The organism is Denitrobaculum tricleocarpae, from assembly GCF_007004665.1.
Taxonomy (GTDB): domain Bacteria; phylum Pseudomonadota; class Alphaproteobacteria; order Kiloniellales; family Kiloniellaceae; genus Denitrobaculum; species Denitrobaculum tricleocarpae.
Genome location: NZ_ML660057.1, coordinates 213702 through 226474, shown reverse-complemented (window position 1 = coordinate 226474; position 12773 = coordinate 213702). Strand labels below are relative to the sequence as shown.

13 protein-coding genes are annotated in these 12773 nt (G+C 57.3%); 6 read left to right on the top strand and 7 right to left on the bottom strand.

The features are described 5' to 3' along the window. Positions 1-10: 10 nt before the first annotated feature. The 5 genes from FKG95_RS18205 to mnhG are packed head-to-tail and all read left to right on the top strand — an operon-like array spanning position 11 to position 3018. The gene (locus tag FKG95_RS18205; protein ID WP_246116819.1) at positions 11-397 is read left to right on the top strand and encodes a Na+/H+ antiporter subunit C; all 387 of its coding nucleotides are present in this window, start codon (positions 11-13) and stop codon (positions 395-397) included. After that, positions 394-1896, top strand: coding sequence for a Na+/H+ antiporter subunit D (locus FKG95_RS18200; protein ID WP_142897828.1), 1503 nt, complete (start codon positions 394-396; stop codon positions 1894-1896). The genes FKG95_RS18205 and FKG95_RS18200 overlap by 4 nt, the downstream gene beginning before the upstream one ends. After that, the gene (locus FKG95_RS18195) at positions 1893-2366 is read left to right on the top strand and encodes a Na+/H+ antiporter subunit E (RefSeq protein WP_142897827.1); all 474 of its coding nucleotides are present in this window, start codon (positions 1893-1895) and stop codon (positions 2364-2366) included. Before FKG95_RS18200 ends, FKG95_RS18195 begins: the two co-directional genes overlap by 4 nt. After that, complete coding sequence (locus FKG95_RS18190) at positions 2363-2686, top strand: cation:proton antiporter (protein ID WP_142897826.1); 324 nt, start codon at positions 2363-2365, stop codon at positions 2684-2686. The genes FKG95_RS18195 and FKG95_RS18190 overlap by 4 nt, the downstream gene beginning before the upstream one ends. After that, positions 2683-3018 carry a monovalent cation/H(+) antiporter subunit G gene (mnhG, locus tag FKG95_RS18185; protein WP_142897825.1) on the top strand — a complete coding sequence of 112 codons (336 nt, stop codon included), beginning with the start codon at positions 2683-2685 and terminating at the stop codon, positions 3016-3018. The genes FKG95_RS18190 and mnhG overlap by 4 nt, the downstream gene beginning before the upstream one ends. Positions 3019-3094: 76 nt before the next feature. On the opposite strand, the gene FKG95_RS18180 is transcribed toward mnhG, so the two are convergent. The 3 genes from FKG95_RS18180 to FKG95_RS18170 are packed head-to-tail and all read right to left on the bottom strand — an operon-like array spanning position 3095 to position 6972. Next, positions 3095-3691 (bottom strand): RNA polymerase sigma factor, encoded by a 597-nt coding sequence (locus FKG95_RS18180; RefSeq protein ID WP_179954162.1) that lies wholly within the window; start codon positions 3689-3691, stop codon positions 3095-3097. Between the two features lie 2 nt (positions 3692-3693). Beyond that, on the bottom strand, positions 3694-4905 hold the full coding sequence (locus FKG95_RS18175; protein WP_142897823.1) for a hypothetical protein: 1212 nt from the start codon (positions 4903-4905) through the stop codon (positions 3694-3696). A 12-nt stretch (positions 4906-4917) separates the two neighbouring features. Then, positions 4918-6972, bottom strand: coding sequence for a hypothetical protein (locus FKG95_RS18170; RefSeq protein WP_142897822.1), 2055 nt, complete (start codon positions 6970-6972; stop codon positions 4918-4920). Between the two features lie 1400 nt (positions 6973-8372). On the opposite strand from FKG95_RS18170, the gene FKG95_RS18165 reads away from it, so the two are divergent. Then, entirely contained in the window at positions 8373-8732 is a 360-nt protein-coding gene (locus tag FKG95_RS18165; protein WP_142897821.1) for a hypothetical protein, read from the top strand. 19 nt (positions 8733-8751) lie between these two features. Here the strand turns inward: FKG95_RS18165 and FKG95_RS18160 are convergent, their stop codons facing one another. From FKG95_RS18160 to FKG95_RS18145, 4 genes are all read right to left on the bottom strand, one after another. Beyond that, positions 8752-9735, bottom strand: a complete 984-nt coding sequence (locus FKG95_RS18160; RefSeq protein ID WP_142897820.1) for a hypothetical protein — start codon at positions 9733-9735, stop codon at positions 8752-8754. A gap of 78 nt (positions 9736-9813) precedes the next feature. Then, positions 9814-10398: a hypothetical protein gene (locus FKG95_RS18155; RefSeq protein ID WP_142897819.1), complete on the bottom strand. Its 585-nt coding sequence runs from the start codon at positions 10396-10398 to the stop codon at positions 9814-9816. 90 nt (positions 10399-10488) lie between these two features. Then, complete coding sequence (locus tag FKG95_RS18150; RefSeq protein ID WP_142897818.1) at positions 10489-10737, bottom strand: hypothetical protein; 249 nt, start codon at positions 10735-10737, stop codon at positions 10489-10491. A gap of 262 nt (positions 10738-10999) precedes the next feature. Beyond that, on the bottom strand, positions 11000-12751 hold the full coding sequence (locus tag FKG95_RS18145; protein ID WP_179954161.1) for a S8 family serine peptidase: 1752 nt from the start codon (positions 12749-12751) through the stop codon (positions 11000-11002). Positions 12752-12773: the final 22 nt, after the last annotated feature.

Sequence of the window (12773 nt, the reverse complement as noted above, 5' to 3'; positions counted from 1 at the left end):
GGAAGTCTTGATGGCTCTTCTCATCGGCGTTTTGGTTACGGCCAGCGTTTATCTGATGCTTGCGCGAAATGTCATGCGCTTTCTCTTCGGCCTTGTGCTGCTCAGTAACGCAGCGAATCTGACGATTTTCGTCGCCGGACGGCTCACTCCGGAGTCCCCGGCCCTGGTGCCGGCCGGCATGCTCACGCCGCCGGACGTGGTCGCCAACGCCCTTCCGCAGGCCCTGGTGCTGACTGCAATCGTCATTGGTTTTGGTCTCTTCGCTTTTGCGCTGGTCCTTGTCTACCGTGGCTACGATGGCCTCGGCACGCTTGATACGGATGCCATGCGGCACGCGGAACCCATCGAAGACAATCAGCCAACAGCAAAAGGCAAGCTGGAGGGAACGAGCTTGTGAGTTGGCTTTTGGCGCTACCTGTTATTCTTCCCTTCGCAACAGCTGTGTTGGTCTTTCTTCTCCGCTCGCGCGGGGCGGCCGGACGTTGGCTCAGCGTTGCCGGCTGCGGCCTTCTGCTTATTGTCTCGATCCTCCTGATGGCGGCGACCTGGCGCGAGGGCGTCATCGCGGCTCAGATGGGGGGCTGGCCCGCTCCTTTCGGCATCACCCTGGTGGCCGATCTGCTGAGCGCCGTTATGGTCCTGATCACTGCCATTACCGGTTTGGCGGTGGCTGTCTATGCCCTGGCGGACATCGATGAGCGCCGGGAGACTCTTGGCTATCACGCGCTTTTTCAGATTCTGCTGGCCGGCGTTTGCGGCGCCTTCCTTACCGGCGATATCTTCAACCTCTATGTCTGGTTCGAGGTGATGCTGATCGCCTCTTTCGGCCTCTTGGTCTTGGGCGGGGATAAGGCGCAGCTGGATGGCGGTATCAAGTACGTCACCCTGAACCTTGTCTCCACAGTCATGTTCCTGACCGGGATCGCGTTGCTTTACGGCTTGACCGGGACGCTGAACATGGCGGACCTGCACGGCGCGGTGCGCGAGGTCGAGAACCAGGGCCTGCTGACGGTCGTGGCGGTCGTATTCATGATTGCCTTCGGCGTTAAGGCCGCGGTTTTCCCGCTCTTCTTCTGGCTTCCGGCCTCGTATCACACGCCGCCGGTCGCCGTGTCAGCGGTGTTCGCCGGGCTTTTGACCAAAGTCGGCGTCTACGCGCTGATCCGTACCTTTACCCTGATCTTCACCGAGGACACGGCGTATACCCACAGTCTGCTGCTCGTCGTGGCCGCTCTGACAATGGTCACGGGCGTGCTTGGCGCGGCAGCGCAGAACGAGTTCCGGAAGATTCTCTCGTTCCATATCGTCAGTCAGATCGGGTACATGATCCTGGGGCTTGCTCTCTATACGCCGCTGGCCTTGGTCGGCGCCGTCTTCTATCTGGTTCACCACATCATCGTGAAAGCGAACCTGTTCCTGGTCAGCGGCGTGGCCAAGCGCCTTGCCGGATCCTTTGAACTCTCGGCCATTGGCGGACTCTACAAGTCCAGTCCGTTCCTGGCGGTGCTCTTTCTGATACCGGCCTTTTCTCTTGCCGGCTTCCCACCCTTGTCAGGCTTCTGGGCGAAGTTCCTGCTGGTGAAGGCCAGTCTGGAAGTTGAGGCCTACCTGATCGCCGCGGTCGCACTCGTGGTCGGACTGCTCACGATTTTCTCCATGACCAAAATCTGGGCAGAGGCTTTCTGGAAGCCCCATCCCGACGGGAAAGAGCCGGTTCTGACTGCTCTCGACGGACGCGCCCGGATGGCTCTGTTGGCCCCGATCCTTGCGCTCGCGACCCTGACCATTATCATCGGGTTCTATCCGGAACCCTTTATGGTCTTCGCTGAACGTTCAGCGGCACAACTTCTTGATCCTGCCCTCTATGTCAGGGCGGTCCTGGGGGCAGCCACATGAATATCTTCATCCTGAACGCTTTTCTCGCAATCAGCTGGTCCGCATTGATCGGCAGCTTTACGCTCTCGAATCTGCTGATCGGCTATATCATCGGCTACGCCGCGCTCTGGGTTGCACGGCCCTTGTTCAAGGCGAGCAACTACTTTGAGCGGGTCTGGCGGGTTCTGCGCCTCATCCTGCTCTTCATTTACGAGCTGGTGATCTCGAGTTTCCAGGTTGTCTGGGACGTCATCACGCCGACGCATCTCAGCAGTCCCGGTATCATCGCCGTTCCCCTGGATGCCGAGACCGATGAGGAAATCCTTTTGGTCGCCAATCTCATTTCACTGACACCGGGTTCGTTGAGCCTGGATGTTTCGCCTGACCGCAAGACTCTCTACGTCCACGCCATGTTTGTCGACGACCCGGAAATACTGCGCCGGGAGATCAAAGAGGGTCTGGAGCGCAGTGTTATTGAGGCCTTACGATGATCTTTGAAGACGGTGCGCTGCTTGAAACGGCGATTGACATCACCTTTATCCTGCTGATGTTGGCAATCGTGGTCGCGTTTATCCGCTTGGTGCTAGGACCAAGCCTGCCGGACCGGGTTGTTGCGCTGGATCTGATTACGGTCCTGGCGGTCGCCTTCAGTGCACTCTTTGCCATTGCGGCGGAGGAGCCTGCCTTCCTGGATGTCGCGATTGCGCTGGCGCTGATTGCTTTCCTAGCAACCGTTGCCTTCGCCCGTTTCGCCGAACGGCGCAGACTTCGCGCGATCGCATCTTCGAAGGAGGCCGAGGAGGGGTCATGATCGAAATCCTTGTTGCCTTTTTCGTGGTCTCGGGCGGCCTCTTCGCTCTTGTTGCTGCACTTGGCGTGCTTCGTCTGCCGGATGTTTTGATCCGAATGCATGCTTCGACCAAGGCAGGCACTCTTGGCTGTGGTCTGATCCTGGTTGCCGTCGCCATCTTTTTCGGCGAAGGGGCGATCACGGCCAGGGCCGTAGCGGCGATCGTTTTCCTCATTCTGACGGCTCCCGTCGCGGCGCATATGATCGGCCGTGCCGCCTATAAAACGGGTGTTCCTCTCTGGGAAAGAACGGTCGTTGACGAGATGAAATCGTCTTCCTCGCGGCCAAAGTGATAAAGCGCCGGAGCAGTGCGCCCCGGGGCGTAACACCAAAACCTGCTAAGTTTCTTTCAGTGGGTGCAAGAGAGGTTTAGCTGTCACCCATCTGCTGGGCGAGGCAATGGCGCAGTGCCTCCTTGGCGTGGTAGACCCGGGTCTTCACGGTTCCCTCGGGGCAGGAGATGATCTCGGCGATTTCCCGGTAGGGCAGATCCTCAAAGAAAGAGAGTTCCAGAACCGCGCGGAAGGCAGGTTTCAGTTTTCCCAGGCAGTGATGCAGATGGTCACTCTCCTCCAGAGCGATCATTGCTGCAGCCTGGTCCGCCGACTCGTCGACGGGATCGCACTGATCCAGATCGTCCAACTGTGTGGGCTTCTTCTTACGGTGATGGTCCATGACTTTGTGATAGGCGATGCCGAAGATCCAGGTGCTCGGTTTCGAACGCTCCTCGAATTTCTCGGCCGATTTCCAGACTTCCAGAAAGGTCTCATTCAGGATGTCAGCCGCCTCGAAGGGGTCATTCAGCTTGGAGAGAATGAACCGGTAGACGCGGGTCTCCAGGTCGGAATAGAGCGCCGCGAAGGCTTTTTCGTCTCCCTTGGCAACGCGCTTCATTAGAAGGGTCGAGCTCTCTTGCTCCAACGCCCCGGTCTCCTCGTCTAAAGTTGAATAGGAACTGCTGGCCATGATTAGCGCCCCGCAACGATCCGTCTGACGGGCGAGGTGCCGATAACCGCTCCATTCCCCGAAATGGCTTTGACACGCCATAGATAGGGACGGCCGGCTTCGAGATGCGCCAGACTGTAGACCTTGAGTGATGTGCTGTTTTGGTCCGACGGCAGCACGATACCGGTAATGGGGCGGCTGGAAAGTTCATCGGGGTCGATCAAAAGCGCCCCACCTATCGGTTGAACCTGTCCGGGAGGAACGGGCCGGTCCGGACGTATCGGGTAAATCTCAAGCTGGTAGACCGCGGCACCCGGTGTGTCCTGCCATGAGAATTCCGTCTCCGTCGAGAGTTGGGTTCCCTCGGGCGGGCCGGTAAGGACAATGTTCTGTCCGGCAGGTGCGGCAGTGGCGTCCTTGCGCGGTACCACGAAGTACTTGAGTTCCGGTGGCGCAAACCTGAGTTGAGGGTCGGTTGCAACCAGACGGACGATATGGAGGCCCTGGGCAGAGGTCGGCAGCTCCGGGCTTTGCAGTGTCACGCGGCCCCGGCCTGCAAGACTGCGGCGGAAGACCTGGAGCCTGCGGAAGACCAGGGCACCTCGTGTCGAGCTTGGGTCGGCAATCTGCCACTCGAACTCTGCGATGCCGGCGCCGTCAAAATTGACGTCCGCCAAGGCGACAAGACGCTCACCGGCCGGCAGTACCTTGACCCGGCTGCGATCCTCAAAGAAGAGGTCCAGGCGCCTGACGTCAAACTCACTGGCGGTGCTGGTTGCCGGAACCAGTCTCACCGCTCCGGCGGTAGCGGCGAAGCCATCGTCAAAGCTGCGGCGGTAGATGGGGACCAGGTCCGGGTTCTGGGCCATTTGGAAGGCAACCGATGCCGGAACCCGCACTGTTTCAGTGAAGGTCTCAATCGGGAATATCTGGCCGGCAGGATCGCTGAGTCTTGAGAGGAGCGTAGCGTTCGTGGCGACAACCGTTCTGCCGATCAGAAACTCGCCCCTTGTTGATCTGACGGTAACGGTAGGGGAGGCAGAGAGCACGTCGCGGCGCACGCGCCAGGTCACCGCAATTGCGGTTGACCCCGCAGGAACTGTCACCTGGGCATTCGTGGGTGTCGGCGTGACATCGAGAATATCCGCGCTTGCCGGGGGTGCAAACGCCGGGAGGCATGCAGCGGCCAGAAGGAGGCCGCGAGCGATGAGCGACTTACAGGACTGAATAGCCATCAAATCTCTCCATCAGTAGCTAACGGGTGCGGAAATCCGCAAAAGTCCGAAAGCCTGCCAATCCGTACCGTCGAAGCTTTTGTCACTGTTGCCATCTCTATTCTCCACAAGACCCTGAAACGCAAGCGCGACCCCGACATAGTTCTCAGTGGGGGGAAGGATCGTCCATACGATCTCGCCGTTCGCGATGGTGTTATCAGGTGTGTCGCCGTCGCCGGTCAGGAGGTTCAAATTGTAGTTCAGCGCCGTATTCAGGGTTTCGGGAATAATCTCGGCCTGGAGGCCCAGATTGAGGTTGATGCTATTGGTTCGGGTATCGAACATCTTGTCCTTGAACCGGCTCCACTGAACGCCGCTGTTTACCTGCACGGCATCGCTGACTGCCCAATTCGCGGAGACATCAGTCATGTAGTTGGTCGAGTCCGAAGACTGATTCGTGCGGTCGAGGAAGCCTGAGAAGGTCTCGGATAGTTGCCAGCCCCAAGCCCCGTAGCTCGATCCTCCACCCAGTGTGACCGAGTAATTCTGATTGTCCGTATCTGTTCCCAGATAAGCCTCGGGAGTCTTGATCCGTTTGTTGCCTGCCGTCCCTGCATTGAGGTTCAAGAAGGGCTGGCCAAACCAATCGGTCTCGCCCTCGGCCGGGGGATCTATTGTTGGGTAGTAGTTTGCGGAAAACTGATAACTCGACAGGCGTTCGGTTGGAAGTTCTTCCAGATCGTCAACATTGTTCGTCTGGTACAGTGCCTGCGCGTTCGCCGAGACGCTTCCCCAATTGATGTCGGAGTAAAGCAGAACACTCTCACGATCCGCTGCCAGGGATGAGTTGGCCAGGCTGTTGAAGAAGGTATCCACGCGTTCGTATTGAGCGCCGATCGTGACGCTCAGATACTCACCCCCTATCTCCTCGGACTGGAACGGCGTGTAGGCCGCAGCGAACGACCAGGCATCTCCCTGAGCTTCGTCCTCGCCGACAACGACGTCACCCTGTTCGAAGTTGCTGCGGGCATACTGTCCGGTGAGTTGCAGGCTGCGCTCAAAGAGGAAGTGTTCGACAGTCACGCCCCATCCATCGCCCTCGTTCACGATGGTGTCTCCGCCAATGCCGAAGCCGCCGTTGCTTCCCTGGCCGTTGTAGTAGATACCTGTGACGGAGAAATCCTGACCCCAGGCCGGAACCGGGTGCGCCGTGGCCTGAAAACCCATAAGCCGGTTGTCACTGTCGCCCAGGCCGGTGATGTTCTCGCTGCCGACGGTGCTCTCAGGCAGGAAGCTGAACCCGGTGACCGCAATCATTTCATCGGCGCTGCCGAGGCTGGCGGAAAGTCCGCGGCGGCTGTAGTTCGACATGATGTAATTGTCGATATCCAGACTTTGATGGCCTAACGCAACCTGGCCAAAGATGTCTTCGCCATCGAAGCGGGTATTGAAATTGTACTCTCCCAGATCAAACCTGCGTCCGGTTGACGAGCGAGCCTTTTGGGTTTCTAAGAGATAGTTTGCATTTCCGGTGACCGACCAGCGCCCGGCGCTATAGGCGGTATCGGCGTACCCGCCACCGGAGACCTGCCCGCGCGCGGGTTGGTTTGAGAAGCCCTTGTCATCGAGTCTTTGGCTGAATTCGACGGAATTCGTCGCGGACAAAGAGAAGGGATCTACGTCCGGGCTGACATCGGCAATGCCCGCATCTCCAGAGACAAAGAGGACCCAGCTTCCGCGCGCGATGACCTCGCCGTCAGGGGTGAGTTCAATCATGCGCAATTCGTGTTCACCCGGCTCCAGGGCTTGCTGCGGGCGGTAGGTGAATGACTGATCCTCAAACGCGAGAAGAGGGGTTACGTCAATGGCATCGACTTCCAACCCCAAACGCAGAAGGATCTCGAAAGGGACATCGTCGGGAATCCTGATCACAATCTCTTCGAGCGGCCCGTAGCTGTCGCCGTTTTTGGCGGGAGCCAGTGTTGCAGTCCACTGATCTTGGGCCGTGCCGTCCAATTTCTGCGTATCGTCCGTTTCCTGCCCAAAGGCTGTCGCGCCCAGCAGGATAAAGCCTACAAATGCAAGCACGATTGCCCGAGACAATGCGCGAGGTATCGCACCGCCATCGACCGCTGCGCGGCAGGCGTAGGGGGTGCAGACTGGCCTCCGCCCCTGGCTGAACCCGTCGCAGGACAAGTGGTTTGGGAGTCCCAAGATTTACTCCTGGTACGCTTTTATTTGAAGTGAGGGGAACATTCAATTCACCTATTGTGAAATATATTGTATTTGCACAAGTAATTATCACATTATTATTTAAATAACGTTAAGTAAATAAAGTATAAAAGCCGAATTTTGATATTTTGTTACTTAATAAAATGTCAGTCATGATAGCCGTACGGAGAGCGATACGCGTAAATGCCATCTACCGTCTGCCGAAACGGCCGTGAGTCGCGGTGGTGTCTCAGGTCGGTCTCCCTATCTGCCAATATCCGACGTTCCCAGTTACACTGCGGCGATGCCGCGTTTTTTACGCGTCAATCAGGCAAGCTGTCCCAACAGGCCTGAAGACTTTTGCCGCTGTCTGCGAACAGGCCAAAAAATCTACAAATGGTAGAAAAAATACCTTTTCTGAAAATCTGACACTCTCATTTATTTGCTTACGAACTAATCGCTTTCATGTTGTCCACGCACCGATACAGCGATGAGTGGCATTTGCAATAACATCGCGTGAACACACAACGTCATACATGCGAATGCGGTAGACATGAACCCGAAGCGCTGCACAAAGATGATGCACATTTGCATCGCATCTGGTCGGATGGTGCGGTTAATCGTTAAAAAATCTAATAATAACAATATATTATGTGTTTTTCTTGGATGCTTTTTTGATTAAAATCAGCTGGAAAAATAATTTGAATACGCACAATCAAATCGTGGCAACCTGATGTCCCAAAAGGCGATGAGCGATTGAACCAATAGGCGATTGGAGGCGTTTTGAGTCCGAGATCACTGATGTTCATGACGTCAGAATTAATTCGCTGGTGAGGCGGAAAAAACAGCGAAAAGTCGGAGCGAAATCCTACAAACACGCTTATTTAAGGTAGATGTATCGTCCGGGTGGGCCCTGGGGCGAAGACGGCGTCGCTGAAGGGTTGAGTGTCAGTTCTGGGGTGGAGTTTTCAGGGGGGGTAAACACTCCTGGAGGAAGAGAGCTCGATGCATGGATGCGCAGCGCTTGGGCGATCATTCCCTGGCTCCCGTAAGAAAAATCATCGCAGCATTTTTTTTGAACCTTTTGCCGTGATGCCGCGACGTAGGAATACGGCTCAAGTATGAAGCCGCTGATTCCATACTTCCACCTGCCGGTGGTCATGTGACCAACCGAGACGTTGAACATTCCGTCTTGGTTCGGCCGGGACAGTCGGGCGCTTTGCCGATAGCGTTCGACTGTCCCACTTTTTTCCAGCCGTCTGAAACTCTTGCAGGCTATGAAGCTATCCAGCTACGCCACTTATGTGATTGTTCCGTTGCATCTGATCAGCGGATGCCTGTTCGGCCTTCTGCCCAATTCACCTTACGACTCTGCGTACTACAGCCTTTACAGTGCCATCGTCCTATTGCTTGTTCTGACGGTGGTTGTCTATGGGATGCTGGTCCACTATCTGCGGCCAGGTGTTGCCTTGATTTGGATCCAGTGCGGGATCGCATCGATGGTCGCGGCAGTCCCTGCCTATGCGCTGGAATTCAGCGATCCATGGCATCTTCTCATGTATCCCCTGGTGCAAGGAGCAAGCCTTTTAGCCTGTCTGCTAGTTGGTAATGCTGTCGCGCTGATGGCGCGGAATTGAGCGGACTCTTCTTCTCAGATCAGCACCAGTCGATCGCTTGCGGTTCGGTGAAGAGAAGAGGGCGGAGTTCATAGTGTTCGGTGACCGCACAGTCGATGTGATCCTGTTTTTTCGCCAAACCCTCCAGTTCCTTGATTCCCGCGTTCGTTTCTCCGTTCATATAGAAAGCCATAACCGCAGTGACCATGAGTCCTTCCTTTGAAGGCCATTCGACGAGAAAGAGACGCTTTTTGAGGTTGTTCTTTCCCGCGCGCGCGCTTTTAACGAGTTGGACTGTGAGCTGGTCTCCCGGCTTCAGTCCGATGTCATGGACGATGCGGGGGGCTTCCCCGCAGGCTCCAAAACGCATTCGGGCGATGAAATGGCCGGAAACAAGCAGCAGGACATGGAAAGCAACCAGCGGCGAGAGAGAGACTGCCAGGACCGTCAACAGATAAGAGATCGAGACGGGCTGACCGGATTCCAGGCCGTATTGAATGACGATCTGTGCGAGCGCGGCCAGGCCCCAGAACAGTGCGACGTAGTGCATGACAGCCGTCAGGCTCCGTGAACGCGTGTTGTGTCCCATGAAAGTATCGACGAGCCGCGGGTCTGAGCCCAGGCGGATCATTTTATGGGCCGCGAAAAGACGATCAATCCTGCTTGTGAGGGTTCTGCCGTAGGGGACGGAAGGCAGTCGGATCGTCAGGCGTTCTTGTGTGGGATCATCCACGGCATAGTAGTTTCTCTTATCGATCTCAAGTGTCGGGCCCAGGAAAACGTAGTCGACGGGATTTCCCCACGCGATGGCGATCCAGGTGTCGATCCAAAGACTCAAGAGAAAGGGAAAGGCGAGCAGGGCGGTAAGGCATAGGAGAATTGGGACATGTCCCTCGCCCTGTTCCCACCACCACGCCAGCACGTCGGCTGCGGGAGATCCCGTCATGAACTCTACCCCGTAATAGCCATAGGCAACAGTGCCGGCGACCAGCAACAGCATGCGGATGGCTATCTGATTACGCATTGGAGCTTAACCGCGAGTGACAGGGATTGTGTCGGTTGTTACTCGGACCGGCAGCGTGCCTGAACGACAGACGGGATATCACTGATCAGGCTCACCTGGTGTCATTTCGATCCAGCAGAAGGCGTCGTAGGGCAGGCCGTTGTCAGAAATGAATACCTTTTCGCAACTTGCGCCGCTGAAGCGATAGCCATGCTTTGCGCCGGCCTTGTTGAAAACTTCGATCATCTCGGGGCGATTCAGAATGCTGTTCACATAGGTGTTTTCGTGTCCTGCGATCGGTCTGCCTATCTTCTGAGACCAGTTCTCGTCCCGACGCGCGGTTTCCATCAGATAGCGCTGCATCCAGGAATAGTGGCTCAGGGATCCGAGCATGAGCGATGTGTATGAACCGCCGCTGTTGTTTTGCTGATGGGCGTCGAGGATCCTGGTGAAGAGCGCGACTGTCTCCGCTTCTGTGAAAGCGCAGGCGTGATCTGGATCTTTTCTGCCGATGTCCAGGCGCAGTGAGCCGCCCGAACGCTCATTCGAAGCCTTAAGCGTACAGTGCTCGGTCTCCGTCTCATAGAAAGGCTTACGCAATGCCCGCGATTCCTGCGCCAGGGAAGGAACCGTGGTGGAGAGCGTGAGCGTTGCCGTCATGAATACAAGTGCCGTTTTCGTCATGCTGCTTCCTTTCCTCATATGCGGGTTTCTTGTCCGGGGCAGGAACGGGGTCTGGCGTATGCACCGCGCGCTAGAGGCCGGGCTCCTGTTTCAGGATTCGTTGTCGTGAAGCCTTGCCAGGTACCAAAGAATCGAAGAAACAAATGTGATGAAGGCACCCACGACGGCCAGGCCGAAGCCGACAAAGGCGAGCAGGCCCAAGCGGGTTTCTTTTATGGCGATGTCAAAGCTGGGAATGTTCAGAGTGTAAAAATAAATCACACTGCCCACGACGAACATAATCAGACCGTACGTGAGGATATCGAAGAAATAGTCCGGTGATTTTTTTGCAATTAACATGGCAATGCACCTGAGGGTCGCGGGGTGGAAACGCCGACACTTCAATCAATTCCGGTTTCTTCCAGCAACATGAAGCGTCCTACTCTTCTATTTGTCGCCCCAGGTAAGCAAACGTTCAAAAAAACTCTACCTATTTGATTTTTATGATTATAATGGTTTTTTTCCTCTATTTGGCCTGAGGTGGCGATAGCGCCGCAGCGCGCAGCGTGGGTTCCGAGCCGGGTCCCCGGGCGTGAGCCGGCCCGGGTCTGACGCTTTGCCTTCAATCCCTGCAGGGTTTGGGGGCGCGAACCAGGCCCCAACCGAATTTCGTGTCTCTCCCGTCGTTGCCGATGTCCCGGGCGCTGCGCCGGATTCCTTCTACGATCAGTCCGTTCGACTGCCGGGGATTAAGCGAAAGTTCAGCCGCAACGATAGCGGCGACATAGGGCGCGGCAAAAGAGGTTCCGCTGCGATAAGCGCCACCGCCACCGGTTTTGGCTGTCCAGACGTCGACGCCCGGGGCGGCAAACTCGATGTGACTGCCCTGGTTGGCCTTGGTGTATAGCCGGTTGCGGGAATCGACCGCAGTGACTGCGAGTACAGACTTTTCCGCGGCCGGAAAGGCGGGGGGCGCATCAGCACCGAAATTGCCGGCGGCGGCCACCAGAACCATACCTTGCCGGCTGGCCTGGGCAAGACTGGCTGAGAAGACCGCGTTTCTTGGTCCGGCGAATGAAAGGTTGACCACGCGCAGCCTTTCCTGCGCCAGCCAGTCAAGCGCGATGGCGAGGCGGAAACTGGAAGCTTTCGAGGGGCCGTCGTCATCTCGCTCGAAAACCTCGGCGACGTAAAGCCGGGCGGCGGGAAGCAGACCGATCGGCGTACCGACTCCGGGCCTTCCGATCAGTAAGGCCGCGATCCCCGTCGCATGATCGAGCCCTTCCGGGTTTTGCTCGCGGTCGATGAAGGATTTCTGCACGATGCTTTGTTCAGAAAGTGCCGGGTGGCTCAGGTCGAGGCCGCTATCGATCAGGCCGATCCGGATGCCGTGACCGCCCTGGGCGCAGCTCAAGAAGTCATCGGTCCAGTTGATCGCACGTTTCGCATAGTACCGCGGCCCGTTTTGAATCTCATAAAGTGAGTTCACATCCACGATGGCATTGGGCAAGGCTGTCTGCAGCTCGCTTACGGCTTCGGTAAGGGTTTTGGAGGCCGGCACGGAGAGACGCAGAATCTCCTGGCCCAAAGCAGCGAGCTCTACGCGCTGGGCGACGCCATAGCCAAGCGCGGTGACGGTTCCTTCCGGATCGCTGTCTTGCACGCCGGTGAGAAGAGTAACCTCATCAGGCACGGCCTGATTCAGGTTCTGCGATGCGGGTTCCAGGTCCGGGGACGTGGTCTGGTTCGCCGCCAGTTGGCAGAGTTCGAACTCGACCACAGGTACCGGACCTTTGACGAGCCGCCCATGGGGATCAATCAGAACCAGACCATATCGATGTCCGCCCTTCAGGCGTGAAGAGTCAGCAAGGCGGGCGATGAGCCGGGAACTCTGCCAGGTGTTGACCTCGATCTCGAGCCGGCGGTAATCGCCAGGCAGCTCCAGCTCAAGCGAAAACCCGCGTGCGGCGTCCAGTCCCCTGCCTTCGATAATCAGCAGGTCGCCGGGACGAAAACACTGCGGCCCGATGAGGCGATGCATCCCGATTCCATCCGGCCGTCCTTGAGGCTGGCCCTGCGGCTGACCCTGAGGTTGACCCTGGGGGCGGCCGCCGCCGCCGGTCGGGTTGGGTTGCGTCTGGCTGCCGTTTGGGTTCTGCGTCGAGGGGGCCGTGGATGGCCTCGATGGCGAGGGCTTGGACGGAGTGGGGGCGGGGTCCGATGCTGGAGTGGGCGACCCCGGTTGCCGTGGCGGTTCTCCGGCGGTGCCAGGCACAGTTGGTGAACTCGTCGGGCTCTGCGCCTCGAGGGGTGACTGCGACAGCGCAAGCAGGCTTGTCGCAAGGCCCATAGCCATGAACGTCTTTACCAACATCTTTCTACTCAATCTCATTCTG

What these genes read in the sequence shown, in the direction of transcription:
- FKG95_RS18150 (WP_142897818.1), bottom strand. Translation starts at nt 10,737, where the DNA reads ATGTTAATTGCAAAAAAATCACCGGACTATTTCTTCGATATCCTCACG.
- FKG95_RS18175 (WP_142897823.1), bottom strand. Translation starts at nt 4,905, where the DNA reads ATGGCTATTCAGTCCTGTAAGTCGCTCATCGCTCGCGGCCTCCTTCTG.
- FKG95_RS18205 (WP_246116819.1), top strand. Translation starts at nt 11, where the DNA reads ATGGCTCTTCTCATCGGCGTTTTGGTTACGGCCAGCGTTTATCTGATG.
- FKG95_RS18160 (WP_142897820.1), bottom strand. Translation starts at nt 9,735, where the DNA reads ATGCGTAATCAGATAGCCATCCGCATGCTGTTGCTGGTCGCCGGCACT.
- FKG95_RS18190 (WP_142897826.1), top strand. Translation starts at nt 2,363, where the DNA reads ATGATCTTTGAAGACGGTGCGCTGCTTGAAACGGCGATTGACATCACC.
- FKG95_RS18155 (WP_142897819.1), bottom strand. Translation starts at nt 10,398, where the DNA reads ATGACGAAAACGGCACTTGTATTCATGACGGCAACGCTCACGCTCTCC.
- FKG95_RS18195 (WP_142897827.1), top strand. Translation starts at nt 1,893, where the DNA reads ATGAATATCTTCATCCTGAACGCTTTTCTCGCAATCAGCTGGTCCGCA.
- FKG95_RS18180 (WP_179954162.1), bottom strand. Translation starts at nt 3,691, where the DNA reads ATGGCCAGCAGTTCCTATTCAACTTTAGACGAGGAGACCGGGGCGTTG.
- mnhG (WP_142897825.1), top strand. Translation starts at nt 2,683, where the DNA reads ATGATCGAAATCCTTGTTGCCTTTTTCGTGGTCTCGGGCGGCCTCTTC.
- FKG95_RS18165 (WP_142897821.1), top strand. Translation starts at nt 8,373, where the DNA reads ATGAAGCTATCCAGCTACGCCACTTATGTGATTGTTCCGTTGCATCTG.
- FKG95_RS18145 (WP_179954161.1), bottom strand. Translation starts at nt 12,751, where the DNA reads ATGTTGGTAAAGACGTTCATGGCTATGGGCCTTGCGACAAGCCTGCTT.